This is a genomic window from Corynebacterium jeikeium (assembly GCA_003955985.1).
GTDB classification, from domain to species: Bacteria; Actinomycetota; Actinomycetes; order Mycobacteriales; family Mycobacteriaceae; genus Corynebacterium; species Corynebacterium jeikeium_D.
Genome location: CP033784.1, coordinates 982,660 through 1,007,341 on the forward strand (window position 1 = coordinate 982,660; position 24,682 = coordinate 1,007,341).

Consider the following 24,682-nt stretch of genomic DNA (forward strand, 5'->3'; position numbering starts at 1 on the left):
GAATATTCAATGGCTAATCAGGTTTCCGCAGTTGACGACATCCTCTCCGAATACCACGGGCTCGAGGCGCAGCTGGCTGACCCCGAGCTGCACAACGACCCGAAGGCTGCCCGTAAGGTCGGCAAGCGCTTCAATGAGCTGCAGCCGGTCATTCAGACTCACAAGAAGCTGACTGAGGTCCAGGATGACCTGGAGGCAGCTCGCGAGATGGCATACGAGGACTCCGAGTTCGCAGCTGAGGCTGAGCGTCTCACTGCCGAGGCAGAGGAACTCGAGGAGAAGCTCGCCGACCTGCTGGCTCCGCGCGATCCGCACGACAGCGATGACATCGTTATGGAGCTCAAGTCCGGTGCCGGCGGTGAGGAGGCTGCGCTCTTCGCAGGTGAGCTCGCTCGCATGTACCAGCGCTATGCAGAAAAGCACGGCTTTACCACCGAGATTCTCGGTCTGTCCGAGTCTGATCTCGGCGGCGTGAAGGACATGACTATGTCCATCCGAGCCAAGACTCCGTCCCGCGACGGTGCGTGGAGCGTGTTCAAGTTTGAAGGTGGCGTCCACCGCGTGCAGCGCGTGCCGGTTACCGAATCTCAGGGCCGTATTCAAACGTCCGCCGCTGGTGTGCTGGTCTACCCGGAGCCCGACGAGGTCGAAGACATCCAGATTGATGAAAAGGATCTGCGTGTCGACGTCTACCGCTCCTCCGGTAAGGGCGGTCAGGGTGTTAACACGACTGACTCCGCCGTTCGCCTGACGCACCTTCCGACTGGTCTCGTTGTTACCTGTCAGAAGGAACGCTCGCAGATTCAGAACAAGGCCCGCGCTATGCAGGTCCTTGCTGCTCGACTGCAGCAGATGAAGGAAGAGGAGATCGCCGAGGCTGCCTCTGACCAGCGTAAGTCTCAGGTGCGCAACATGGATCGCTCCGAGCGCATCCGCACTTACAACTTCCCGGAGAACCGCGTTTCCGATCACCGCATCGGTTACAAGGCTCACAACCTGGACTCGGTGCTGGGCGGCGACATGGATGACCTGCTCAAGGCCCTCCACGACGCGGAGCGCGCTGAGCGTCTTGAAGCCGAGTAGCCCCACGCCCGCAGAAAATAGCTCGCCGACGTTACCGGATTCCGTCCGTACTCTCGGCGAGCTGTTTCGCTATGCGCGTCGCACGCTTGACGACGCGGCGCTGGCTTCTCCGGATGCCGACGCACGGGCGCTATTTGCAGCCGCAGTCGATGCGGGATCGGCAGACATTATCTTCCGCGGAGACGAACCGTACACCGATGAGGACGGTCGCAAGTATCTGGCCGAGATACTGGCCCGCAGAGTGGCTCGTGAGCCACTGCAGCACATCCTCGGTACGGCGCCGATGATGAGCCTGGAACTACAGGTCGGGCCCGGTGTTTTTGTACCCCGGCCGGAGACGGAACTGCTCGCGCAGTGGGCAATCGATCGAGCCCGTGAACTGGTCGCAAGTGGCGTCGTCAAGCCGAAAATCGTTGACTTGTGTACTGGATCCGGTGCGTTGGCGTTGGCGATCGCCGATGCCGTACCCGAAGCGGACGTGGTGGCTGTGGAGCTCTCTGAGCGGGCACGGGCGTGGGCTGCGAAGAATATCGAGACGTACGGCGATGGGCGTGTGCGTCTGATTGCTGGCGATGTCACGGATGTTCAGCTGATTGATGATGGCGCTGAGCTCGCAGATTGGGTAGGCGAGACCGACATTGTTGTGTCCAACCCTCCATATGTGCCCGAAGACACCGAGGTTACCCCCGAGGTGAGAGCTGATCCGCACTCTGCGGTCTTTGGCGGCGACGATGGGCTAGATGTCATTCGACCTATGATGAACCTAGTGGATGCGCTGGTGCGGTCGGGCGGAGTCATCGGCATTGAGCACGATGACTCTTCGGGAGACGATGTCAGTTCACTGCTGAAGGACACCTGGGATTACGCTGATGTAGAGGTCCGCCGTGACTTTGCAGGCCGTGATCGTTTTACGGTGGGACGCAAGAATTCATCTTAAAAGCAAACTTTGAAGCAGGAGCACAAATCTGATGAGCAGGATTATGGACTGCAGCACAGATGAAAACCGCGAACGCGCAATTGCAGCAGCAGTAGATGCTGTGAAGGCAGGACGGCTGGTCGTTATGCCTACCGATACCGTCTACGGCCTTGGCTGTGATGCCTTCGATAACCAAGCCGTTGCCTCCTTGCTGCGTGCCAAGCACCGCGGCCCGGATATGCCGGTACCGGTGCTGGTGGGTTCCTGGAACACGATTGAGGGGCTCGTCCGCGAATACTCACCAGCTGCTCGCACGCTGGTGGAGGCTTTCTGGCCGGGCGGACTGTCGCTGGTTGTGAACCAGGCACCGAGCTTGCCGTGGAACCTTGGTGATACTGCGGGTACGGTCATGCTGCGCATGCCGCTGCACCCAATCGCCATCGAGATTCTGCGCCGCACCGGTCCGATGGCAGTGTCCAGTGCGAACATCTCCGGCCAGGCACCGGCCACCAATGCCGTGCGTGCCAAGCAGATGTTGGGTGGGGAAGCGGCTGTATACGTCGACGGCGGCGAAGCCACGATTGGCACCCCATCGACGATTGTCGATATCTCGACTCCAGTGCCGCGGATTCTGCGCGAAGGCGCTGTGTCAGCAGCGGCGGTTGCCGAGGTATTGAGTACTACGCCCGAGCGACTGCTGGGGCAGTAGTCTTGGCTACTTAAAGTCTTTCCTGTTTAGTATCTGCAGCGATTGTGTGGGTGAGTAGTACCTAGTGGCGGTTATGAGCTTATTGGCAGCCCAGTCGGGTGGGGCAGGTGTGCCCATCCGCGAGCTCGCCATGCTCGTTTTAGTTTCCGCTGCTGTCAGCTATTTGCTCACTGGAGTAGTGCGTTATGTGCTGGTTCGCTCGGGCTGGTTGGATGCGCCCCGCACGCGCGATGTCCACGATATTCCGAAGCCCAGGCTCGGAGGCGTGGCGATGTACTCCGGGGTGGTCGCAGCTATCGCCCTTGCCTCGGTGATGCCGGCCCTCAACCGTGGTTTTCCGCCCATGACTCCAGATATGAGGGCAGTTGTGGCGGCCGCGTCGCTCTTGCTAATCGTCGGTATTTGGGATGACCTCTTTGACTTAGATGCCCTCACGAAGTTGGTGGGGCAGGTCGCGGCGGCACTTTTGATGTCATTTATGGGCGTCAACTGGTATCTGCTCTATATCCCTTTTAGTGGCGGTACTACGCTCATTCTCGATCCAATCATGTCCACAGTCTTGACTGTCCTATTTACTGTGGCATTGATTAACGCCTTCAACTTTGTTGACGGCATCGATGGTCTCGCAGCTGGACTCGGCATGATCGCCGCAGCTGCAATCCTTGTCTATTCGATGGTCATGCTCCATGACCAAGGCGGTACTGTCTCTGCCTATCCACCCGCGATGATTTCCGCGTGTCTCCTCGGCGCTTGTCTGGGCTTCTTGCCACACAACTTCGAACCCGCACGCATTTTCATGGGCGATTCCGGCGCCATGATGATCGGTTTGCTGCTCGCTGCTGCATCGGTGTCGGCGTCGGGTCGCATCGCGCCCTCCATGTACGGCACTGCCGACGTCATCGCTCTGATCTCGCCGATTGTGGTCGTCATCGCAGCAATTAGCGTGCCAATGCTCGACCTACTTCTCGCTGTTGTTCGCCGCGTCAGCCAGGGTAAGTCACCCTTCTCGCCCGACAAAATGCATATTCACCACCGCCTCCTGTCGATGGGGCACAGTCATCGCCGCGTGGTGCTAGTGCTTTACCTATGGGTGTCGGTCGTCGCGTACGCCGCCGTTGCCACCACCATTTTCCCCTTTGAATTCGTCGCTCTCACCTTCGGGGTCCTGCTTATCATCGCGGTTGTCTTCACCCTCCGTCGTCGCAATGCGCTTGCCGACGACCGTTCAAGGGGAGCGCGTCCCAGAAGTGGAAGTGGGGTCCGGCAGGTTATAAGACGTCGACGTGGACGCAGAAGGTACAATCTTCGACCGTGACTGAAAAAACAACTCCGGAGCCCGAGTCTAAATACGATGATTCGCGGCGACCGCTGCTGGCTGCTGCTCGCTCGGGCGCAATCGCGCTCGCTGTGATTACCGTGCTTTCGCTGCTGGTCTGGGGTGGCAAAAACGGTATGCCCGGTGTCTGGGGCGTACTCCTTGGAGCGGGCATTAGCGGAAGCTTCGTATTGCTTACCGTTCTAGGCATCCTCTTTACTGCTCGAACTTCGCCGTCCGTTACGCTTGCCGTTGTACTGGGTGGTTGGTTGTTGAAGATTGTCGTACTAATCGGTGTCCTGGTTGTTATTAGAAATCTTGAGTTTTATGACAACATGACTTTCTTCGTCACTGTTGTACTCACTCTGATGGTGACACTCGGTGCAGAAGTGTGGGGAATGTCGCAATCTAACCTCACTTATGTGCAACCAATGAAGGACGAATAGCTCGTTAATAACTTGTTGACCTGCTGAGAGGCTGCAATACGCTTCTAAAACCGCAGGTAATAAGCATATTGTCCAGTTTGTGCAGAAGATGCCACAAATAGAGGCCGAAACCCACAGAGGGGGTCGGCCTCTTTGTTGGATTCGGGGTCGGAAACGCGGGGGTGTACCGGGTGGGGAAAATGAGTCAGAACTGTTATCCTGAGTTTCGGGTAAGACGGCCTGTAGCGAAATAACTATCATTTCCACAGGTACGGTCCCCGTGAGCGCCGTGCTGATGAGCGAATGGAATCCGCGGCGCGACACGTTAAATGACGTCCTTCGCACCGCTTGACAATAGTTCTAGCGGCCCAATCACGGGAGAGAACGCTGAGCGTTACAACACTTGCCGAGATGCGGGGTGAGTTTCACTCACCCAACTTGCAGGAGGAGTATTTCCCGGGTGAACAATTTGGCGACTTCATTCTAGGTGGCAGTGGCGACTGGTACGCCATGGACCGCCTGATGATTGTTCGTCTTTTGATGGCCGTGATCGTCGCCGTGTTCTTCGTCGTCGCAATGCGTCGTCCGAAGCTCGTGCCGACTGGTCTGCAGAACGTTGCGGAGTTGATGCTGGACTTCGTCCGCATCCACATCGCGGAGGAGATTCTGGGTAAGAAGGAGGGGCGTCGTTTCCTTCCGGTTCTGGCCACCATCTTCTTCCTTGTTATCTCGATGAATATTGCGGCTATTATTCCTGGCCTCAATATTTCGCCGAACGCCCGAATCGGTATGCCACTGGTTCTGGCCCTGTTCGCATACGTTGCCTTCATTTACGCGGGCTCGAAGAAGATGGGCTTCTTCAAGTTTGTGAAGTCGGCAGTCGTTATTCCGAACTTGCCACCGGTACTCCACCTCATCGTGGTGCCGATCGAGATTTTCTCCAACTTCGTTCTCCGCCCAGTTACGCTGACCATCCGTCTGATGGCCAACATGCTGGCGGGCCACATGGTTCTAGTCCTGCTTTTCGGTGCCACGAACTTCTTCTTCTGGCAGCTGAATGGTTGGACCGCCCTGTCCGGGTTGACCCTTGTCGCTGCGGTAGCATTCACGCTGTTCGAGATGCTGGTGATTTTCCTGCAGGCATACATCTTTGCCCTGCTGAGCGCCGTCTACATCGAACTGTCGCTGCACGCAGACGAGCACTAACCCATAACTAATGAGGCCGCAAATTCGGCAACAAGGCCTCGCAAACTTAATAGCAAGACCCACTTGACCCACAAAAGCCCCGGGCCTACTTAGAACAATCTTTAATCCGGGGCCATCCTTTAAGAAAGGGAACGGTTCATAATGAACGACGTCATCCTCTCCGCCCAGGACGCTGTCCAGGCTGTCGACACCAACGCTGGCCTGAAGACCATCGGTTACGGTCTGTCCACCCTGGGCCCGGGCCTCGGTATCGGCATCGTCGCCGGCAAGACCGTTGAGGGTATGGCACGCCAGCCTGAGATGGCCGGCCAGCTGCGTACCACCATGTTCCTGGGTATCGCCTTCACTGAGGCTCTCGCCCTGATCGGCCTGGTCGCAGGCTTCGTTTTCTAAGTCCGGACCTTCAAGCGGAGAACACGTAAACCATGACAGATTTCACCTTTTTGCTAGCGGCGGGTGACCTCCCGATGGGAGAGTCCATTAACCCGCTGCTGCCAAAGACCTATGACATCGTCTGGTCCGTTGTCCCGCTGGTAGTTATCCTGGTTCTCTTCTGGAAGCTCGTTCTTCCGAAGTTCCAGGAGGTCCTGACCGAGCGGGAGGACCGGATTGAGGGCGGCATTGAACGCGCTGAAGCTGCACAGGCTGAAGCCAAGGCCGCTCTGGAAAAGTACAACAGTCAGCTCGCAGAGGCCCGTACTGAAGCAGCAAAGATTCGCGACGAAGCCCGTGCACAGGGTCAGCGCATCATTGCAGACGCTACGACCAAGGCTAATGACGAGAGCGCACGAATCATCGAGTCCGGTGAGAAGCAGCTCGCTGCCCAGCGTGAGCAGGTAGTCGCAGAGCTGCGCAAGGAAATGGGCCAGAACTCCATCAATCTCGCTGAGCGCCTTCTGGGCGAGCAGCTTTCCGACGACGTTCGTAACTCGTCGACGATTGACAACTTCTTGTCCAACCTTGACACCGTGGCCCCGGCCGGAAAGTAGGCGACATGCACGCAGCAAGCCGCGAATCCCTGGCAGCCCTTAGCCAGCGACTGGACGCCGCTATCGGTGGCGACAATGTCGCTGTTGCTCAGGCTGCTCAGACTGGTTCCGAGCTTTTCGACATCGTCGAGGTCCTGGACTCCGACCGCGGCCTGCGTGTCGCTGTCGCCGACACCTCGGCGACTGCGGAACAGCGTTCCGGCCTTGTCCGGAGCCTGTTCGCGGGCAAGGTATCTGAGACGACTCTTAACCTCGTCGTGGATGCTGCCGCGCAGGTATGGTCCACCCCGCGTGAAATGCGTGAGGGTTTGGTAGAGCTGGGCCGTCGAGCCCTCCTTCGCTCTGCCGAAGGCCAGGGACAGCTTGAGACTGTTGAGTCTGAGCTGTTCCAACTGGGACACATCCTGGCTGAGCAGTCGCAGCTTGAACAGCTGCTGGCCGACAAGGCCGCAACCCCCGAAGCCAAGCGTGGGCTCCTCGCCTCTGTGCTGTACGGCAAGGTCACTTCCGTGACCGAAACCCTCGCACTGCAGGCTGTTGGCCGCCCATCCAAGCGCCCCGCGGACGACATTGACTCCCTGTCCCGGCTAGCCGCCGGCCTGCGGAACCACGTCGTCGCTCGCGTGACCAGTGCCACGGCCGTCTCTGACGAGCAAGAGCGAGCACTGGCGGACAAGCTCGGCCGAGTCTACGGCAAGGCGATGTCCATCCACACCGTGATCGATAAGTCGATTCTCGGTGGACTGGTCATCCGGGTTGGCGACGAGGTCATCGACGGTAGCCTTTCAACAAAGCTTGAGAAGCTGCGCGTCGGCCTCGGCTGACGGATGGTTTAGACGATTAATCACTGGAAGAATATTACCGAGAGCAGGAAGAACATGGCGGAGCTGACGATCTCCTCCGACGAGATCCGTAGCGCGATTGCGAACTACACCTCGAGCTACTCCCCGGAGGCCTCCCGCGAGGAGGTTGGCGTTGTTATCAGTGCAGCTGATGGTATCGCCCAGGTTTCGGGAATGCCGTCGGTCATGACGAATGAGCTTCTGGAGTTCCCGGGCGGCGTTATTGGCGTCGCTCAGAACCTCGACACCGACAAGGTCGGCGTTGTGGTGCTGGGTAACTTCGAGTCGCTTAAAGAGGGTGACGAGGTAAAGCGGACGGGTGACGTCCTTTCGATTCCGGTCGGGGACAAGTTCCTCGGTCGCGTAATTAACCCCCTGGGCCAGCCGATTGACGGCCTGGGCGACATTGAGGCTGAAGAGGACCGCGTCCTCGAGCTGCAGGCACCGACCGTGCTGCAGCGTCAGCCGGTTGAAGAGCCGATGGCTACTGGTATTAAGGCCATCGACGCAATGACCCCAATTGGTCGTGGTCAGCGTCAGCTGATCATTGGTGACCGTAAGACCGGTAAGACCGCGGTCTGCCTGGACACCATCTTGAACCAGAAGGCTAACTGGGAGTCCGGTGACCCGAGCAAGCAGGTGCGATGCATCTACGTTGCTATCGGTCAGAAGGGCTCCACCATTGCTGGTGTGCGCCAGACCCTCGAGGAGCAGGGCGCACTCGAGTACACCACCATCGTTGCTGCCCCGGCGTCGGATGCCGCAGGCTTCAAGTGGCTTGCACCATTCGCAGGCGCCGCACTGGGTCAGCACTGGATGTACCAGGGCAAGCACGTCCTGGTCATTTACGATGATCTGACTAAGCAGGCAGAGGCATACCGTGCCATCTCGCTGCTGCTGCGTCGCCCGCCGGGACGCGAAGCTTACCCGGGTGACGTCTTCTACCTCCACTCCCGTCTGCTGGAGCGTGCTGCGAAGCTCTCCGACGACATGGGTGCAGGCTCGCTGACCGCACTGCCGATCATCGAGACCAAGGCAAACGACGTGTCGGCCTTCATTCCGACCAACGTCATTTCCATTACCGACGGCCAGGTCTTCCTCGAGTCCGACCTGTTCAACCAGGGTGTCCGTCCGGCTATTAACGTCGGTGTGTCGGTTTCCCGTGTTGGTGGTGCCGCACAGACCAAGGGCATGAAGAAGGTTTCCGGTAACCTGCGTCTGGACCTCGCGTCCTACCGCGACCTGGAAGCATTCGCAATGTTCGCATCCGACCTGGACGATGCCTCCAAGCGTCAGCTGGAGCGCGGTCAGCGTCTGGTTGAGCTGCTGAAGCAGAAGGAAAACCACCCGCAGCCGGTCGAGTACCAGATGACCTCCATCTACCTCGCTGGTGAGGGCGAATTCGACGATGTCCCGGTTGAGGACGTCCGTCGCTTCGAGGCCGAGCTGCTTGAGCACCTGCAGGACACTCAGCCTGCAGTCTTCGAGCAGATTGACGGCGGCGTCGCCTTCTCTGACGAGTCCAAGGCTGCTCTGAAGTCCGCTACCGCTAACTTCAAGAAGTCCTTCCAGACTTCTGAGGGCGCACCGCTGGCTTCCGAGGCTCCGGTCGAGGCACTCGACGAGGGCGAGCTCAAGAAGCAGCAGATTTCGGTCTCCCGCAAGACTGCCCAGAACTAGGCAGGTTGAGCTACTCAATGACCGTTTTCGCAATTGAAGGGAGGGAATAGGACATGGCGAATCTTCGTGAACTTCGAGCCCGAATCAAGTCGGTGAACTCGACCAAGAAGATCACCAAGGCCCAGGAGCTTATCGCAACCTCGCGCATTACCAAGGCGCAGCGTCGCGTGGCAGACTCCCAGCCGTACGCCGACGAAATCGAGAAGGTCATCGGACGTCTCGCATCGGCTTCGTCGTTGGATCACCCGATGCTCGTAGAGCGTGAGGGTAACCAGCGTGTTGCTGTCCTGGTTGTCACCAGTGACCGCGGCATGTGTGGCGGCTACAACCACAACGTCCTGAAGAAGGCTGCAGAACTGCGTACCGCTCTGGAAGAGCAGGGGCATGAGGTCGTTCTCTACGCGACTGGCCGTAAGGGCACCGACTACTACGACTTCCGTGGTGTCGAGCTCGCCGGTACGTGGGAGGGCTTCTCCCAGGATCCGGACTACGCCGCAACCCACGACGTGCGTCGTCACCTCATTGATGGTTTCAACGCTACGGCCGAGGGCACTGCCAAGTACCGCGAAGGCCTGCGTGGCACCAACGGCGAGGCCGTTCAGGGCTTCGACCAGGTCCACGTTGTCTACACGGAATTCGTGTCGATGCTTTCTCAGATTCCGCGTGCACACCAGATGCTCCCGATTGAGCCTGTGTACGAGGATGTCGAGATTGCTCAGGGCGAGGACATGCTGTCCGATGGATCAGATGACCTCAAGCCGGACTATGAATTCGAGCCTGATGCAGACACCCTGTTGGCAGAGCTTCTGCCGCAGTACGTGTCCCGCACTCTGTTCGCAGTGATGCTCGAGGCCGCTGCCTCTGAGTCCGCTGCCCGTCGTAACGCTATGAAGTCCGCGACGGACAACGCTACCGAGCTGGTCAAGGACCTCTCGCGTGTTGCTAACCAGGCACGTCAGGCACAGATTACCCAGGAAATCACAGAAATCGTCGGTGGCGCCGGTGCGCTCGACGACAGCGGAGAAAGTGACTAGATATGAGCACAGCTCTAAGTGAGCAGAACACCACCACGGCTGTGGGCCGTGTTGTGCGTGTCATCGGTGCCGTCGTCGACGTGGAGTTCCCGCGTAACGAACTGCCGGCACTTTACAACGCGCTGACCGTGGAAGTTACCCTTCCTTCGGTCGCCAAGACCATTGTCCTCGAGACTGCACAGCACCTCGGTGACAACATGGTTCGTACCATTGCTATGGCTCCGACCGACGGCCTGGTCCGCGGTGCAGAGGTCAAGGACACCGGTAAGCCGATTTCGGTTCCGGTTGGTGACGTCGTCAAGGGTCACGTCTTTAACGCAATGGGCGACTGCCTGGATGAGCCGGGCCTGGGTCGCGATGGTGAGCAGTGGGGCATCCACCGTGAGCCGCCGGCCTTCGACCAGCTCGAGGGCAAGACCGAGATTCTGGAAACCGGTATTAAGGTCATCGACCTGCTGACCCCGTACGTTAAGGGCGGCAAGATTGGTCTGTTCGGTGGTGCCGGTGTCGGTAAGACCGTTCTGATCCAGGAGATGATTACTCGTATTGCACGCGAGTTCTCCGGTACTTCGGTCTTCGCCGGTGTTGGTGAGCGTACCCGTGAGGGCACCGACCTCTTCCTGGAAATGGAAGAGATGGGCGTTCTCCAGGACACCGCCCTCGTCTTCGGCCAGATGGACGAGCCTCCGGGAGTCCGTATGCGCGTCGCGCTGTCGGGTCTGACCATGGCAGAGTACTTCCGCGATGTTCAGCACCAGGACGTGCTGCTCTTCATTGACAACATCTTCCGTTTCACCCAGGCCGGTTCTGAGGTTTCGACCCTGCTGGGTCGTATGCCTTCCGCCGTGGGTTACCAGCCGACCCTGGCTGACGAGATGGGTGTTCTGCAGGAGCGCATTACGTCCACCAAGGGCCGTTCGATTACCTCACTGCAGGCCGTCTACGTGCCTGCCGATGACTACACCGACCCGGCTCCGGCAACGACCTTCGCCCACCTCGATGCAACCACCGAGCTCGACCGCTCGATTGCATCGAAGGGTATTTACCCGGCAGTGAACCCGCTGACTTCGACTTCTCGTATCCTCGAGCCGTCGATCGTCGGTGAGGAGCACTACCGAGTTGCTCAGCAGGTTATTAACATCCTGCAGAAGAACAAGGAACTCCAGGACATCATCGCCATCCTCGGTATGGACGAGCTGTCTGAGGAGGACAAGGTGACCGTGCAGCGTGCACGTCGTATCCAGCGATTCTTGGGTCAGAACTTCTTCGTTGCTGAGAAGTTCACGGGTCTGCCTGGTTCGTACGTCCCGCTGAAGGACACCATCGTTGCCTTCGACCGCATCTGCAAGGGCGACTTCGACAACTACCCGGAGATGGCCTTCGACGGCCTGGGTGGCCTCGACGATGTCGAGAAGAAGTACGCTGAAATGCAGAAGAAGTAAGGGGCATCCTCATGGCTGAAATCACCGCTGAACTGGTTGCCGTTGAGCGACCGCTCTGGAAGGGCAAGGCCACTTTGGTCTCTGCCCAGACCACCGAGGGTGAGATCGGCGTGCTGCCCGGACACCAGCCGTTGCTTGGCCAGCTGGTCAACAACGGCACGGTGACCATCAAGACCGCAGACGGCAAGGTTCTTGTCGCTTCGGTACAGGGTGGGTTCATTTCCGTGTCTACCTCGAAGGTTTCGATCCTCGCGGATAAGGCAGTCTGGGCTGACGAGGTTAACCTCTCCGAGGCCGAGTCCAACCTGACTTCGGATGACCCTGCAGTAAAGGCTCAGGCTGAGTCGGAGGTCCGCGCGGCTCGTCGCGCTTCCACCAACTAGTCTGTTCGCCTGAACATCCGGTCGCACGACCGTATTCTTCCTGCTTCTTTAAACGGGGCGGGGAGCTCGCAAGAGAAATCTTGCCAGCTTCCCGCCCCGTTTTTCTTAGTTATTTTTCATGTCAGTGCAACAATCGGGTAGGGTTTGTAAAAAGCCTCTAATGCGCTTTTGAACCAAGGTTCGTCGTCTATTCACCCGGATGCGAGGCTGGCAGATAGTGTTTTCAAGCGTAACCATGATGTCAATCATGTTCATGATTATCGGTGCGATGTTGATCGTCGGCGGGGTCCTTGCCCTGTGGCGTTTCGCCAGCCTGCATGCAAAAGGTACTCCTGTTATTGCTCGTCGCCTTCCTGCAGGTGATGGCAGTCATTGGCGCCATGGTGTCATTGTTTATTCCGAGTCGACGTTGAAGATGTACAAGCTACGTTCGCTGCGTCCTGGCTGTGATGCCGAATTTGCCCGTCACGATGTCACTATTGTGGATCGCCGAGATCCGACTGACATCGAGGCGGGTTTTTTCGCGCCCGGGCTTCGGGTAGTCAGGATTAAAACGGGGAAAAATACCGAATGGGAGTTTGCTGTGGACTCGTCCTCGGACACTGCGCTGGTGGCGTGGGTGGAGTCGAAGCCGTCGTCACGCCAGACTCGTGAGTTTCCTACAGACATTGAGCGCCGTTTCCGTTCGGCTTATAACCGTGGCCGGGGAAGTCAGTACTAGTCTCTTACGAGAGGCTATTGCTAAGGCTCTAGTGGGTATTGTTTTCTCCCGCGCGGCAGTCACGTTAGGGTAGGGGAATGCGCCTTGTGATTGCTGAATGCACCGTTGACTATGTCGGTCGCTTGAATGCCCATCTGCCTCATGCCCCGCGCTTGCTGTTGGTGAAAGCCGATGGGTCTGTTTCTGTGCATGCCGACGACCGTGCATATAAGCCTCTAAACTGGATGACACCGCCGTGCACGCTGACGGAGAAGGATATTCTCGACGAGTCGGGTGAAGACACTGGTGAAAAGCTCTGGGTCGTTGAGAATAAGAAGGGCGAGCAGCTTCGTATCACTATCGGCAAGGTGCTGGCTGATAGCACGTACGAACTGGGAGAGGACCCTGGCCTGGAGAAGGACGGGGTAGAAGCGCATCTACAGGAACTGCTTGCAGATCAGTTCACAACGTTCGGCGAGGGCTACACCCTGATTAGGCGCGAATACCCAACCCCGATTGGGCCGGTGGATCTGCTTGGCCGCGACGAAAACGGCGCCACTGTTGCAGTAGAGGTTAAGCGTCGGGGCGGTATCGATGGTGTTGAGCAGCTAACCCGTTACTTGGAGATGCTGAACCGCGATGAGCTGTTGGCACCGGTGGAAGGGATTTTTGCTGCCCAGGAGATTAAGCCACAGGCCAAGACTCTGGCAGAGGATCGTGGGATTCGCTGTGTGACCGTGGATTACGACGCCCTGCGTGGCCTGGAGTCCAATGAATTGCGGTTATTCTAGCCATGCCTAGGCGAAACCACAAGCGGCGCGGTAATCAACGAGGCAACCAACGCGGCGGGCGTAATAACCACGGCCAGAATCGCGGCAGCCTGCCCGCATTTGGCAGTTCTTTCCAAAACACCCGCACTGAATCCGGGCCTGCCGGTTGGCAGGACGTGGACTTTGCGGTGCGTAACATCAGCGCTGGCCAGTCGAACAAGGTTTATCGCTGTCCAGGGTGCGACCAGGAAATCATGCCCGGGACCTCGCACATCGTAGCTTGGCCGCAGGATTATGGTGCAGGCGCCGATGACCGGCGCCATTGGCACACTAACTGCTGGCGCAATAGAGCTCACCGCACTATCACGCGCCGCTGGGGATAGATTTACTTAGCCGGCTCAACGAGCTCCAGCAGGACGCCGCCGGCATCCTTCGGGTGGATGAAGTTGATGCGCGAACCTGCGGTACCGATCTTCGGCTCCGGGTACAGCACCCGGGTGCCCTGCTCCTTCAGGTGCGCCATCAGTGCCTCCAGATCAGTGACGCGAACTGCGTACTGCTGGATTCCTGGACCCTTCTTGTCCAGGTACTTTGCAATCGTGGACTGGTCATTCAGTGGCGCGAGAATCTGAACCAGAGTGCCACCTTCAACCTTGTCGGCCGGGCCGACCATGGCCTCGTGGACGCCCTGCTCTTCATTGACTTCATCGTGGTAGTTGATGAAACCAAGGTTTGCGCGGTACCACTCAATAGCGGCATCAAAATCCGGGACTGCGACGCCGACGTGATCGACAGCGACTACGTACTTATGGGGAACGGGAATCTGTGTCTCACTCATAGTTTCCAGGGTACTCGCTATTATCGGCGCCATGATTGTCGCATTTTCTGTTGCCCCCACTTTCTCCGATCCTGAGCAGGGAATGGCTGAGGCCGTTGCTGAAGCCGTGCGTGTTGTGCGCGAATCTGGCCTGCCCAACGAGACCAATGCCATGTTCACCCTTGTTGAAGGCGAATGGGATGAGGTGATGGATGTCATTAAGCGAGCCACGGAAGCAGTCAGCCGTGTCAGTCCGCGCACTTCTCTGGTCATCAAGGCGGACATTCGCAACGGATATACCGGGCAGCTGCGTGCGAAAGTGGATGCGGTCGAGGATGCGCTGAAAGCCACCGACTAGTCTCTTGTTCGGATTGGACACGTAGGCTCTACATAGGTCTTCACATAGGCTTTACGACGACACTGGAGAGGAACCCTTTTACGATGCCAGCTGGACATGGTCACGCCCATGGCCATTCTCATGGTCACTCGCATGGAGCACACGGTCACCGCGAGTGCTCGACTCCGCCACCACCGCCCGGCACGGTTGATTTGGAGCAGCTCCACCAGCGCGCCGAAGCCGAACGTAAACGCCGAGAGGAGATCGAGCGGGCAACCAGTGATCAGGGAAATGGGCTTCCTCCTGTAGTTGAGATTGCCCCGCAGACTCTTGAGGCAGAAGTCGTTCTGCGCTCGGAGCAGGTACCGGTAATTGTCTTGATCGGCATGGCTGGAGCAGCTGATTCGCTGCGTCTTCGGGCTGAGCTAGAAGGCATGGCTCGTGAGGCCAATTTGAACTGGATCCTGGCGTGGGCAGATGCTGAGGAGCATCCACAGCTGGCCCAGGCATTCGGTGTGCAGGCAGTGCCGACAGTCACGGCTGTGGCTATGGGCAGTCCCATTGGCATGTTTGTGGGTGAGAAAACCAGGGATTGGCTGGAGCAGTGGCTGGCGCAGGTTATGGAGGCCACTCGGGGGCGTCTCAAGGGGTTGCCGGCGGGAACTCGTATGGCTGGGGAGGGCAGCGGGCCGGAGGCTCCGGAGCCTACTGACTTCTTCGGCAATCCCGTACCCACCGATGACCCGCGTTTGGAGCAGGCCGAAGAGTTGCTCGAGGAGGGCAATTTCGACGGAGCGTTGGAGCTGTATGACGCTATGCTGCAGTCCGAGCCCGCAAATCAGGGGCTGAAGCGCGCTCACGCGAATGTGTCCTTCTTCGCCCGCGCTGCCAAAATCGATCGCAGCGCAGATCCAATTGCAAAGGCCGACGCTGCGCCGAAGGACGTCGCGCTCGCCCTCGATGCCGCGGATGTCACGATGCTTGTCGACGATCCAGCGAAGGCGCTCGATCGTTTGTTGAAGTTGCTCCCGCAGGTGTTTGGCGATGACCGTGAGGCCATCAAGTCGCGTCTACTAGAGCTGCTTGTGCTATTCGATACCGCAGATCCAGTGGCATTGGATGCACGCCGGAGGATGGCTAGCGCACTGTACTAGGAGTACTGGACTAGGGGCACTGTACTAGGAGCCTGGAAAGCGCTCAGGCTCCTAGCTTGAAGCGTCGGTGTATGGCCAGTCATCCGGAGCCATGAAGTAGTAGACGCTGCCCATTACAGCGGCCATAAACGCCATTAGCAACAGGAAAAGTGTTGCTTTCATTGCCACATGACGCTCCGCATACCAGGCGTAAAAGGCGTCCAATTTTGCTGCCAACCAGATGTTCAGGCGACGTGTCGGCGGATGCACCAACGAGAGAATTCCCAGTGCAACAAAGATGCAGAGCCATCCGGGAGCAGGAGTTGGCAAAATGATAATGCCAACAATGAGCAATACGAAGCCTGCGACGAGAAGAACCGGGGAGAGTACCGGCCCATACCAGGTGTTGCGCATATGGGCATGGCGAATCTGCATGCGGTCCATCAAGCGATGTACCTTTTCCTTCATTGCGATTCACTTCCTCCGATTTTCGGTGCCGTGCGCTATTTCTAGCAGCGGTCTCGGACGAGGCATCGTTGAAGCATTAAGCATCAAATGTGCAGCTCAACTGCCTGGGTGCACCGTTGGACATTGATTCTTTTAATCATGTCTATATTTAATCCATTGTTGCACAAAAGCTGCGCCCCAGTGCAACGAGATTTTTCGGAAGGTGGTAATCTTCCAACAGTTCTCAGTGGTTTACAGCAGTTACCACTGCATCTCATCCACCTGTTCACCTCAGACAGTTCATACTGCGCTAGGTGCCTTTGGTCTTCAGTTTTCTGCAGCCAGGAGTTTTGCATGCGACTTCGCCCCAAAGCCCTTCGCGCTACTTCCGCCTCGGTCATTGTTGCGCTTTCGGCCTCGACTCTGTTGGCGGGGTGCACCATCGATGTCCCAAGCACCACCGGGTCCAAGGCCACCACTGCTACCACAAAACCTAATGCTCCAGATAACGGTTGGGATGCTTCCGAGGAAGTCACCTGGTCTGATGCACAGGACGTCCTCGATACTGCGGCTAAGAGTTTCTCCGACAACTATGGCATTGATTTAGGTGTCTATTTGCGTGTCATTGACGGTCCATACAAAGGGCTCACGGCGTCGGTAGGCGAGGATACGAAGGAGTACTCCGCATCGACCATCAAGGCTCCGTTAGTGGTTACTGCGCTGAAGAAATTCGGCGATGACCTAGACAAGACGGTGACGGTCGATTGGGACAATGGTGTTGGCGGAAGCGTGATTGGCCCTGGCCAATACACGCTCGACGGGCTGTTGCAGTACGTGATGCGGTATTCGGACAACACCGCGGCGAATGGGTTGATTGACGCTGTCGCTGGTTTCGACGAGGTCAACAAAACCATCAAGGAAGCCGGTGTTGATGACAAGCGCTACCACCTGGGCAACAAGTTCAACATCCCCAATCCCAGCGGTGATCGGTCCTGGTTTACTCCCTCTCAAGCTGCGCTGTTCATGGCACGTCTCCAGGAAGTGGCCGATGGCACCTCAAAGCACAACTTCATTACCAAGGACACGGCACAAACTGCATTGACCTACCTCACTTACGGTGGTTCGCAGAAGTTTGTGATGTACGTCGGCTCCGCAGTCCAGAAGACCGGTGACACTGCCGAGGGCGTTAATGACCACGGTATTTTGTACACCGCAGCCGGACCCATCGCTTACGCCATTACGACGCGCTTTGATGAGGTGCCGCTCAATGAGCTTACCGACGGCCTGCTCGGCCAGCTGGGTTCCCAAATAGCCCCGCTTCTGCCGGATTACAATCGCCTTGGTAAGGATGGCAAGCCACTGACTGCCAAGCAGGCTGCGACGTGGAGCGCGGATGAGGATGGCGACGGCATTCCGGATCGCATCGGAACCGACAGCATGGATGGATCCGCGTACACCGATGATTCAGATTCTGCGAATTACAACGAATCTTTGGAACCTGACTGGTTCAATCCGTTCCGAGGATAAAACCTGGATACGCTCCCCAAAACAAAATTGCCCGTGTGTCAGGTTTTCAGGCCGAAACTCAGATCACTGAAAACCGTGCAGCACGGGCGGGTTAAGTGACAAAAAGTGTGTCCGCTCGGTGTGTCGCCGGGTGGGCCCTTTTTATCTCATGGGCCCTTTCCGGATTCCTATGTTGTGTTGGTATTCGGTTGGGATAGCGTTGTCGTAGAAGGCTGGTCGTCCTGTTTCGTGGTCGGCTTTGTTGTGGTCTTCTGGGACAAGATCGTTGACTTTGGCGAGTTGATCTTGTCCGTAATTGCACTGCCTGGCGATCTTTAGCGGGTCGTCAGGCAGTTGCGTTTTCGAGTGCAGGTACCACTCGAGCATTTTGCGTTGGCGTTCCCCGGACCTGCCGCGATGCGCGTCGGCGATGCGTTTGAGCTGGGCGTTGACGCCGCCTTCCAGACTGTTGGTTGTTGATGCCCAGCGCTGTGGTTCGAGTGCTTCTGGTGGTGGCTGCAGGTAGGTAAACAGCCAGTTATTGCGCGATAGGTGCAGCAGTGAGTTGTATGCCTTGCGAACTCGCAGGTGGGTCCATTCCCACTGGTTGTTGAGGGTGCGGCGTTCTTTGGGGAGGGGTGTTTTTTCGTTGAGGAATGCTTTGAATACCTGTCCGAAGTCATGCAGGCGCAGCGTCCACTCCCGTGCCTGGTCGAGTGTGGCGATACGGGTCAGTTTCAACGCCAGGGCGTAGATAGCTTTGCCTGCGTCGGTGCGTGGACGGCTGGTGGTGTAGCGACGGACCACGCGTTGGGCATGGACAAGGCAGCGTTGGATGCGGGTGGTTGGCCAGCAGGTTTTGATTGCTGAGTAGGCGCCTTGGCCACCGTCGAGGACAACGCATAGTGGTGGGGCGATGTTTTTGAGTAGTTGGGTGTAGGCGTGGGCGGTTTCGCGTTGTGTCCAGTGCCATGCGATGACGTGGTCGTGGCTGGCTGCCACAAGTAAGCAGCCAGCGTCGGTGTAGGTGCCGTCGATGAAGATTTGGTCGTAGACCCGGTTGGGATCGGGGGTGTTAGGGACATCGATAAGCCACAATGAGGTGAACCGGCGGTCGAGTGTGCGCCGGGAGACATTCAAGGTGTCGGCCACCTTGGTTAAAGAAGCAGTGCCGGTGACGTAGGTGTGAAACGCTTTGAAATCCCGGGTGTGGGTCTGATCGGGGCGGTGTCGTGTTGTTGAGCATCCGCAGTCAGGGTTTTTGCATCGCCACCTGGTTGTCCCTTTGGTTGTGGTGCCGTTTTTCTTCATTTGCCCAGCGCATATAGGGCATCGGGGTCTGTTTGGAGTCACCCAGAAAGACAACCAGGCCCCTGTTACCACATGCAGGAGCCATTCCGGTGGATTGAGCAAGAAACGGGCCTGAATAAGGTCTGGAACCTTATATAAGCCCGTTTTATGCGGCCTGACCAGCAAATAGGCTGAAAATCAGACACACTTTTTGTCACTTAACCCGCACGGGCAATTCCTATGAGATTGTCTTTTGTTTGGCTTGATTCGGGACTAGCCCTGCCACTTCAGCCAAACGGCGGTGTTGGCCGGCAGCACCAAATCAATCGAGTGAGCCTGGCCGTTCCAACCGTGCTCAACCGCGGTCATAGTACCGTTTTCACCGTAGCCGGAGCCCTCGTAACGCGATGCGTTTGTGTTCAGAATCTCCGTCCATTGGCCACCGCGCGGTACGCCAATCTTGTAGATTTCCTGCGTGGTTCCCGACAGGTTATAGACACAGGCGACGACCGATCCATCGGTGCCGTAACGGACAAAGGACACAACATTGTTTGTGGAATCATCCGCGTTAATCCACTGGAAGCCCTCTGGGCGGTCATCCTGGGTGTAGAACGCCGGGTTTTCCTTGTAGATGGCGTTGATGTCCTTAACCAGCAGCTGAATGCCGCGGTGGAATTCGCCGCTCCAACCTTCGAGGTTGTCCCAAGCCACGGACTCATCGTGGTTCCACTCGTGGTTCTGGCCAAGATCCTGACCCTGGAATAGAAGCTGCTTGCCCGGGTGCGCCCACATGAAGGTCAGGAAAGTACGTAGGCCTGCGGCCTTATCCCAATCGCCGCCCGGCATGCGCTCCCACAGCGAGCCCTTGCCGTGCACGACCTCATCGTGGCTAATCGGCAGAATAAACTCTTCCGAGTAGGCGTAGACCATAGCGAAAGTGAGCTCATGGTGGTGGTAGGAGCGGTAAATCGGCTCCTTGCTGAAGTACTCCAGCGTGTCATTCATCCAGCCCATGTTCCACTTCATAGAGAAGCCCAAGCCACCGTGCTCGGTAGGTGCGGTCACACCCGGCCAAGAAGTGGATTCTTCGGCCACGGTGAGGAAGCCCGGGTTGTGCTTGTGTACCGTGGCGTTGAATTCCTGCAGGAACTGAACAGCATCGAGGTTTTCACGGCCACCGTACTGGTTCGGCAGCCACTCGCCTTCATTGCGGGAGTAGTCCAGGTACAGCATGGAAGCCACTGCGTCGACGCGCAGACCGTCGATGTGGAACTCTTCCGCCCAGTACAGTGCGTTGGCGTAGAGGAAGTTGCGTACCTCGTTGCGGCCGAAGTCGAAAACGTAGGTGCCCCAGTCGCGCTGCTCGCCGCGGCGCCAGTCCGGGTGCTCGTAGCAAGCCGTGCCATCGAAGCGGGCAAGTGCGAACTCGTCCTTCGGGAAGTGCCCCGGAACCCAGTCCATGATGACACCGATGCCAGCGGCGTGGAAGGCATCAACTAGACCGCGGAACTGATCTGGGGTGCCGAAGCGGCTGGTCGGAGCGTAGTAGCCGGAAACCTGATAACCCCAGGAACCGGTGAACGGGTGCTCACATACTGGCATGAACTCCACGTGGGTGTAGCCCATGTCGACCACGTAGCGCACCAGCTTCTCCGCCATAACTTCGTAGCTCAGGCCCTGCTTCCAGGAACCCAAGTGGACCTCGTAGATAGAGATGGGCTCTTCGGTCCAGTCTGTGTTGGCGCGCTTTTCCATCCACGCTTGGTCGCCCCAGGCGTAGTCGGAGGTCGCAACAATCGACCCAGTAGCCGGTGGGAGCTCAGCAGCACGCGCCATCGGGTCGGCCTTATCGCGGCGCTGTCCTTCCGGTGTCGTGATGGCGAATTTATAGACATCGCCCTCACCCACACCCGGGATGAACAGTTCCCAGATACCTGCGCCACCCATAGAGCGCATTGGGTACTGCGCGCCGTTCCACATACAGAAGTCACCGACCACGGCTACGCCACGTGCGTTCGGAGCCCAGACCGTAAACGAGGTGCCTTCGACCGTACCCAGCTCTGTGTCGTAACTGCGAAGGTGAGCACCGAGAACCTTCCACAGTTCCTCATGACGTCCTTCGCCGATTAGGTGCAGGTCACCAGCGCCAATAGTGGGGAGGAAACGGTAGCCGTCGGCACGCTCTACGGTTTCGCCGGAGTCCCACGTAATGCGCAGGCGGTAGTCGAAGTCATCGCCGCCTGGGACGAGGGCGGTGAAGAAACCGTCGCCCAGGTTCTCCGCTTCAAACTCGCCGCGCGTGCTGACGACAGTAACTGCCTGAGCGCCGAAGACCCTCGTGCGAATAACCGTGTCACCGTCCACGACGTGTGCGCCGTAGATGCTGTGCGGATCGTGATGGGTGCAGTAGCGCAGGCGATCCATATCGCCGGAATCAATTGCGAGGCGGGGATCTGTGTGGGCTCCCATGGAAGGTCCTTCCGAAGCGTTTCTAGGTAGGTGAATGTGAAGTTGTTGAGTTCAGTTCTAAAGAAATAGAGGGAGGTAGGGGACAGTGGGCTGCTAACTCACCCGCCAGCCTAACGACGAATCGTTGCGACAGTGGTCAGGTCAGCGGCCCACTAACCCCGAAAGTTCCCAGCAAGCGTCCTAGCCCTCGTAGTCGGGGACGTCGCGCCAAGCCAACTTGTGGCGGAGCTTGACATCGATTTCCGGCAGCTTGATGATGTGCGCGACGTTTTCCCACGGTGCCAGGCGGACGTAGTTGTCCTTGCCCCAGTTGAACTGGTTGCCGGTAATCAAGTCAGTGACATCCATGCGGTCATGGTTGCGGAGCCCAATGCGATCCATGTCGAGGTGCACGGTAGCTTCCTGGGCATTCCATGGATCGAGGTTGAGGACAACGAGGATGGCATCGCCGGTGACCGGATCGAGCTTCGAGTAAGCCAGTAGGTTGTCATTGTCGATGTCGTGGAAGTGCAGGTTGCGCAGCTGCTGCAGAGCAGGGTGCTCGCGGCGAATCTTGTTCAGCGTGGCAATGAACGGCTCCAGCGAGTTGCCGGTGGCCAGTGCCTGGTCGTAATCGCGGCTGCGGAGCTGGTACTTCTCGCTGTCGAGGTACTCCTCGGAGCCCTCCTTGACCGGAACGTTTTCAAACAGCTCGAAGCCGGAGTACATGCCCCACAGCGGAGATAGGGTTGAAGCCAGCGCGGCGCGGATGGCGAAGGCGCCACGGCCGCCCTTGACCAGGAAGTCATGCAGAATATCTGGGGTATTGACCCATAGGGATGGGCGAGCGATGTCCGCATGGCGGGTAATCTCCTCGCCGAATTCGGTCAGCTCTTCCTTCGTAGTCTTCCACGGGAAGTAGATGTAGGACTGAGTGAAGCCAGCCTTGGCCAGGCCGTAGAGGCGGGCCGGGGCGGTGAAGGCCTCGGCGAGGAAGATGACCTCCGGGTTGGTTTCGTGAACGGTTTCAATCAGCCATTCCCAGAAGTTGCCCGGCTTGGTGTGGGGGTTATCCACGCGGAAGACCTTGACTCCACGCTTGACCCAAAACTTCACTACACGCAGAACCTCTGCGTACAGGCCCTTGGCATCGTTGTCGAAATTCAGCGGGTAGATGTCCTGGTACTTCTTCGGCGGATTCTCGGCGTAGGCAATGGTGCCGTCCGGCAGCACGGTGAACCACTCCGGGTGAGCCTTAGCCCAGGGGTGGTCCGGTGCACACTGGAGCGCTAGGTCGATAGCGACCTCGAGGTCGCGCTCCTTAGCAGCCTTGATGAATTCCTTGAAGTCCTTTTCGTCACCGAGGCTCGGGTGGATGGCGTCGTGGCCACCTTCTGCGGAGCCGATAGCCCACGGAGATCCGACATCGCCCGGTTCCGGGGTCAGGGTGTTGTTGCGACCCTTGCGGTTGATTTCACCGATTGGGTGAATCGGAGGCAGATAGACCGTGTCGAAGCCCATGCGCTGAGCGCGATCAAGCTGTGCAACCGCAGTCTTGAATGTGCCGTGTAGCAGCTCGCCATTTTCGCCGTAACCACCGTTGGAACGGGGGAAGAACTCATACCAAGAGGAGTACAGGGCTTCGCGGCGGTCAACCTTGATCTTGCGGGTCTTTCCGCGGGTCAAAAGGTCGCGCACCGGGTGCGCCTGCAAAATGGCGCGGGTTTCGTCGGAAAGCGCGGCTGCAATGCGGGCGCGAAGATCGCCGTCGCCGCGCAGACCTGCGGCGATGGAGCGTAGGTGGTTGCGGTGGATAGCAGCGGCACCAGCGGCGGCGCGGTCGAAGAGAGCGGCGCCAATTTCTAGATCATTAGCGAGTTCAGCTTCGCTCTGACCCGCCTCGAACTTCTTGGTGATAGCGTTGCGCCACGTTGCCATCGGGTCGGACCAGGCATCAATGCGAATGGTCCACAGCCCGGGAACGTCTGGGACGAAGGTGGCGTTGACCTGATTTGGATCATGGTCAGAAAAGTGCATTGGAATGCGCTGTGAGCGGGAAGCAAAAGCTGATTCCTTCGGTCCCTTGACGTTGAGCGTGGCGTTCATCGCGTCATGGCCTTCTCGCCAAATGACGGCAAAGGTTGGGACGACTTCACCCACTACGGCCTTCGATGGAGTTGCACCACCGTTGATTTGAGGACGGATGTCATCAATACCGATTCGACCAGTCATAAAAGACGTTCTCCTAATTGTCGGCGAGCTAGGTGAAAATCGAAGCAAAACCATCTCGAGTGAACTCGATTTGCTCTCTACCGAGGATAGATGAGAATGTCCAAGCGCACATTTGGGCAAAGTTAGGGCACCATGGATGTGTGGCTGAATTGGAAGAAGACTTTAACGAAGATTTGCTACTCGACTTTCGCGACGTAAACCTCATCCGTGGTGGCCGTACGCTGGTCGGGCCGGTCGATTGGCAAGTAGAACTTGACGAGCGCTGGGTCATCATGGGGCCGAACGGTGCAGGCAAAACTTCTTTGATGCGCATTGCTGCAGCGGAGGAATTCCCGTCTTCAGGGGTGGCCCATGTGATGGGCGAGCAGATTGGGCGCACCGACATGCGTGATTTGCGCACCATGATTGGTTTGACATCATCGTCGATTGCTCACCGCATTCCCAATGACGAAAAGGTCGCGGACCTTGTTATTTCCGCCAGTTACTCCGTCCTGGGGCGCTGGCGTGAGACCTATGAAGAGATGGATTTCGAACAGCTCTCCGAGATTCTCGAGCGCATGGGCGCTGAGCATCTTGCAGACCGCACCTGGGGCACTCTCAGCGAGGGAGAGCGCAAGCGCGTACTCATCGCACGAGCCATGATGGTCAACCCCGAATTGCTGCTTCTCGACGAGCCGGGAGCCGGGCTCGACCTGGGCGGTCGCGAGGACCTGGTCGGTTACTTAGGCGAACTCGCACTCGACCCGGATGCGCCGGCGATGGTGATGATTACGCACCACCCGGAAGAAATTCCGTACGGCTTCACCCATGCGATGCTCCTCGACGAAGGCAATGTCATCGCACAGGGGCTTATTGACGACGTCCTGACCAGCGAGAACCTGACCAGGGCTTTCCACCAGGAAATCGTCGTCGATCGCATCGATGATCGCTACTTTGCGCGCCGGGCACGGCCTGCTGGAAAGCACCGGAAGAAGTAGA

General features: G+C 58.0%; 25 protein-coding genes. 20 read left to right on the forward strand and 5 right to left on the reverse strand.

Translation table 11 applies throughout. The features are described 5' to 3' along the window. Positions 1-9 precede the first annotated feature (9 nt). From EGX79_04320 to EGX79_04395, 16 genes are all read left to right on the forward strand, one after another. On the forward strand, positions 10-1,083 hold the full coding sequence (locus tag EGX79_04320; GenBank protein ID AYX81478.1) for a peptide chain release factor 1: 1,074 nt from the start codon (positions 10-12) through the stop codon (positions 1,081-1,083). After that, positions 1,070-2,020 (forward strand): peptide chain release factor N(5)-glutamine methyltransferase, encoded by a 951-nt coding sequence (gene prmC, locus EGX79_04325; GenBank protein ID AYX81479.1) that lies wholly within the window; start codon positions 1,070-1,072, stop codon positions 2,018-2,020. Before EGX79_04320 ends, prmC begins: the two co-directional genes overlap by 14 nt. A gap of 31 nt (positions 2,021-2,051) precedes the next feature. Then, positions 2,052-2,708: a threonylcarbamoyl-AMP synthase gene (locus EGX79_04330; GenBank protein ID AYX81480.1), complete on the forward strand. Its 657-nt coding sequence runs from the start codon at positions 2,052-2,054 to the stop codon at positions 2,706-2,708. Positions 2,709-2,781: 73 nt separating this feature from the next. Then, positions 2,782-4,023, forward strand: a complete 1,242-nt coding sequence (locus EGX79_04335; protein ID AYX81481.1) for an undecaprenyl/decaprenyl-phosphate alpha-N-acetylglucosaminyl 1-phosphate transferase — start codon at positions 2,782-2,784, stop codon at positions 4,021-4,023. Further along, on the forward strand, positions 4,020-4,469 hold the full coding sequence (locus EGX79_04340) for a hypothetical protein (GenBank protein ID AYX81482.1): 450 nt from the start codon (positions 4,020-4,022) through the stop codon (positions 4,467-4,469). Before EGX79_04335 ends, EGX79_04340 begins: the two co-directional genes overlap by 4 nt. Positions 4,470-4,859: 390 nt before the next feature. Beyond that, positions 4,860-5,654 carry an ATP synthase F0 subunit A gene (atpB, locus tag EGX79_04345; GenBank protein AYX81483.1) on the forward strand — a complete coding sequence of 265 codons (795 nt, stop codon included), beginning with the start codon at positions 4,860-4,862 and terminating at the stop codon, positions 5,652-5,654. 141 nt (positions 5,655-5,795) lie between these two features. Next, on the forward strand, positions 5,796-6,047 hold the full coding sequence (locus EGX79_04350; protein ID AYX81484.1) for an ATP synthase F0 subunit C: 252 nt from the start codon (positions 5,796-5,798) through the stop codon (positions 6,045-6,047). Positions 6,048-6,079: 32 nt separating this feature from the next. After that, positions 6,080-6,643, forward strand: coding sequence for a F0F1 ATP synthase subunit B (locus EGX79_04355; GenBank protein ID AYX81485.1), 564 nt, complete (start codon positions 6,080-6,082; stop codon positions 6,641-6,643). Positions 6,644-6,648: 5 nt separating this feature from the next. Then, entirely contained in the window at positions 6,649-7,467 is an 819-nt protein-coding gene (locus tag EGX79_04360) for a F0F1 ATP synthase subunit delta (protein ID AYX81486.1), read from the forward strand. A 54-nt stretch (positions 7,468-7,521) separates the two neighbouring features. Continuing rightward, positions 7,522-9,165, forward strand: coding sequence for a F0F1 ATP synthase subunit alpha (locus tag EGX79_04365; protein AYX81487.1), 1,644 nt, complete (start codon positions 7,522-7,524; stop codon positions 9,163-9,165). A gap of 53 nt (positions 9,166-9,218) precedes the next feature. Next, positions 9,219-10,199, forward strand: coding sequence for a F0F1 ATP synthase subunit gamma (locus tag EGX79_04370; GenBank protein AYX81488.1), 981 nt, complete (start codon positions 9,219-9,221; stop codon positions 10,197-10,199). A gap of 2 nt (positions 10,200-10,201) precedes the next feature. Then, complete coding sequence (gene atpD / locus EGX79_04375) at positions 10,202-11,641, forward strand: F0F1 ATP synthase subunit beta (GenBank protein ID AYX81489.1); 1,440 nt, start codon at positions 10,202-10,204, stop codon at positions 11,639-11,641. A gap of 11 nt (positions 11,642-11,652) precedes the next feature. Then, positions 11,653-12,024 (forward strand): F0F1 ATP synthase subunit epsilon, encoded by a 372-nt coding sequence (locus EGX79_04380; GenBank protein ID AYX81490.1) that lies wholly within the window; start codon positions 11,653-11,655, stop codon positions 12,022-12,024. A 217-nt stretch (positions 12,025-12,241) separates the two neighbouring features. Then, a complete protein-coding gene (locus tag EGX79_04385; GenBank protein AYX81491.1) occupies positions 12,242-12,745 on the forward strand; it encodes a DUF2550 family protein in 504 nt (167 codons plus the stop codon). Between the two features lie 77 nt (positions 12,746-12,822). Beyond that, entirely contained in the window at positions 12,823-13,515 is a 693-nt protein-coding gene (nucS, locus tag EGX79_04390; protein AYX81492.1) for an endonuclease NucS, read from the forward strand. A gap of 2 nt (positions 13,516-13,517) precedes the next feature. Continuing rightward, positions 13,518-13,877: an ATP/GTP-binding protein gene (locus tag EGX79_04395; protein ID AYX81493.1), complete on the forward strand. Its 360-nt coding sequence runs from the start codon at positions 13,518-13,520 to the stop codon at positions 13,875-13,877. Positions 13,878-13,879: 2 nt separating this feature from the next. On the opposite strand, the gene mce is transcribed toward EGX79_04395, so the two are convergent. Then, positions 13,880-14,332, reverse strand: a complete 453-nt coding sequence (mce, locus tag EGX79_04400; GenBank protein AYX81494.1) for a methylmalonyl-CoA epimerase — start codon at positions 14,330-14,332, stop codon at positions 13,880-13,882. Between the two features lie 31 nt (positions 14,333-14,363). Between mce and EGX79_04405 the strand changes: the two genes are divergently transcribed. Together EGX79_04405 and EGX79_04410 are read left to right on the forward strand one after the other, a co-directional pair. After that, the gene (locus tag EGX79_04405; protein ID AYX81495.1) at positions 14,364-14,669 is read left to right on the forward strand and encodes a thiamine-binding protein; all 306 of its coding nucleotides are present in this window, start codon (positions 14,364-14,366) and stop codon (positions 14,667-14,669) included. An 83-nt stretch (positions 14,670-14,752) separates the two neighbouring features. Then, the gene (locus EGX79_04410) at positions 14,753-15,802 is read left to right on the forward strand and encodes a co-chaperone YbbN (GenBank protein AYX81496.1); all 1,050 of its coding nucleotides are present in this window, start codon (positions 14,753-14,755) and stop codon (positions 15,800-15,802) included. A gap of 51 nt (positions 15,803-15,853) precedes the next feature. On the opposite strand, the gene EGX79_04415 is transcribed toward EGX79_04410, so the two are convergent. After that, on the reverse strand, positions 15,854-16,249 hold the full coding sequence (locus EGX79_04415; GenBank protein ID AYX81497.1) for a TIGR02611 family protein: 396 nt from the start codon (positions 16,247-16,249) through the stop codon (positions 15,854-15,856). Positions 16,250-16,582: 333 nt separating this feature from the next. Here EGX79_04415 and EGX79_04420 point away from each other — a divergent pair, with 333 nt between their 5' ends. Beyond that, positions 16,583-17,755: a serine hydrolase gene (locus tag EGX79_04420; protein AYX81498.1), complete on the forward strand. Its 1,173-nt coding sequence runs from the start codon at positions 16,583-16,585 to the stop codon at positions 17,753-17,755. A 141-nt stretch (positions 17,756-17,896) separates the two neighbouring features. On the opposite strand, the gene EGX79_04425 is transcribed toward EGX79_04420, so the two are convergent. The 3 genes from EGX79_04425 to EGX79_04435 all read right to left on the reverse strand — a co-directional run bounded on the left by EGX79_04425 (position 17,897) and on the right by EGX79_04435 (position 23,704). After that, a complete protein-coding gene (locus tag EGX79_04425; protein ID AYX82717.1) occupies positions 17,897-19,147 on the reverse strand; it encodes an IS1249 family transposase in 1,251 nt (416 codons plus the stop codon). 150 nt (positions 19,148-19,297) lie between these two features. Then, positions 19,298-21,493 (reverse strand): 1,4-alpha-glucan branching protein GlgB, encoded by a 2,196-nt coding sequence (gene glgB / locus EGX79_04430; protein ID AYX81499.1) that lies wholly within the window; start codon positions 21,491-21,493, stop codon positions 19,298-19,300. A 180-nt stretch (positions 21,494-21,673) separates the two neighbouring features. Further along, the gene (locus EGX79_04435) at positions 21,674-23,704 is read right to left on the reverse strand and encodes an alpha-1,4-glucan--maltose-1-phosphate maltosyltransferase (protein AYX81500.1); all 2,031 of its coding nucleotides are present in this window, start codon (positions 23,702-23,704) and stop codon (positions 21,674-21,676) included. A 140-nt stretch (positions 23,705-23,844) separates the two neighbouring features. On the opposite strand from EGX79_04435, the gene EGX79_04440 reads away from it, so the two are divergent. Continuing rightward, positions 23,845-24,681, forward strand: a complete 837-nt coding sequence (locus EGX79_04440) for an ABC transporter ATP-binding protein (protein ID AYX81501.1) — start codon at positions 23,845-23,847, stop codon at positions 24,679-24,681. The last annotated feature ends 1 nt before the right edge of the window (position 24,682 follow it).

Bases quoted from the DNA above. Each gene is read 5' to 3' on its own strand.
- EGX79_04320 (AYX81478.1), top strand. From the start codon at position 10: ATGGCTAATCAGGTTTCCGCAGTTGACGACATCCTCTCCGAATACCAC.
- EGX79_04330 (AYX81480.1), top strand. From the start codon at position 2,052: ATGAGCAGGATTATGGACTGCAGCACAGATGAAAACCGCGAACGCGCA.
- EGX79_04335 (AYX81481.1), top strand. From the start codon at position 2,782: ATGAGCTTATTGGCAGCCCAGTCGGGTGGGGCAGGTGTGCCCATCCGC.
- atpB (AYX81483.1), top strand. From the start codon at position 4,860: ATGCGGGGTGAGTTTCACTCACCCAACTTGCAGGAGGAGTATTTCCCG.
- EGX79_04350 (AYX81484.1), top strand. From the start codon at position 5,796: ATGAACGACGTCATCCTCTCCGCCCAGGACGCTGTCCAGGCTGTCGAC.
- EGX79_04355 (AYX81485.1), top strand. From the start codon at position 6,080: ATGACAGATTTCACCTTTTTGCTAGCGGCGGGTGACCTCCCGATGGGA.
- EGX79_04360 (AYX81486.1), top strand. From the start codon at position 6,649: ATGCACGCAGCAAGCCGCGAATCCCTGGCAGCCCTTAGCCAGCGACTG.
- EGX79_04365 (AYX81487.1), top strand. From the start codon at position 7,522: ATGGCGGAGCTGACGATCTCCTCCGACGAGATCCGTAGCGCGATTGCG.
- EGX79_04370 (AYX81488.1), top strand. From the start codon at position 9,219: ATGGCGAATCTTCGTGAACTTCGAGCCCGAATCAAGTCGGTGAACTCG.
- atpD (AYX81489.1), top strand. From the start codon at position 10,202: ATGAGCACAGCTCTAAGTGAGCAGAACACCACCACGGCTGTGGGCCGT.
- EGX79_04380 (AYX81490.1), top strand. From the start codon at position 11,653: ATGGCTGAAATCACCGCTGAACTGGTTGCCGTTGAGCGACCGCTCTGG.
- nucS (AYX81492.1), top strand. From the start codon at position 12,823: ATGCGCCTTGTGATTGCTGAATGCACCGTTGACTATGTCGGTCGCTTG.
- EGX79_04395 (AYX81493.1), top strand. From the start codon at position 13,518: ATGCCTAGGCGAAACCACAAGCGGCGCGGTAATCAACGAGGCAACCAA.
- mce (AYX81494.1), bottom strand. From the start codon at position 14,332: ATGAGTGAGACACAGATTCCCGTTCCCCATAAGTACGTAGTCGCTGTC.
- EGX79_04405 (AYX81495.1), top strand. From the start codon at position 14,364: ATGATTGTCGCATTTTCTGTTGCCCCCACTTTCTCCGATCCTGAGCAG.
- EGX79_04410 (AYX81496.1), top strand. From the start codon at position 14,753: ATGCCAGCTGGACATGGTCACGCCCATGGCCATTCTCATGGTCACTCG.
- EGX79_04415 (AYX81497.1), bottom strand. From the start codon at position 16,249: ATGAAGGAAAAGGTACATCGCTTGATGGACCGCATGCAGATTCGCCAT.
- EGX79_04420 (AYX81498.1), top strand. From the start codon at position 16,583: ATGCGACTTCGCCCCAAAGCCCTTCGCGCTACTTCCGCCTCGGTCATT.
- glgB (AYX81499.1), bottom strand. From the start codon at position 21,493: ATGGGAGCCCACACAGATCCCCGCCTCGCAATTGATTCCGGCGATATG.
- EGX79_04435 (AYX81500.1), bottom strand. From the start codon at position 23,704: ATGACTGGTCGAATCGGTATTGATGACATCCGTCCTCAAATCAACGGT.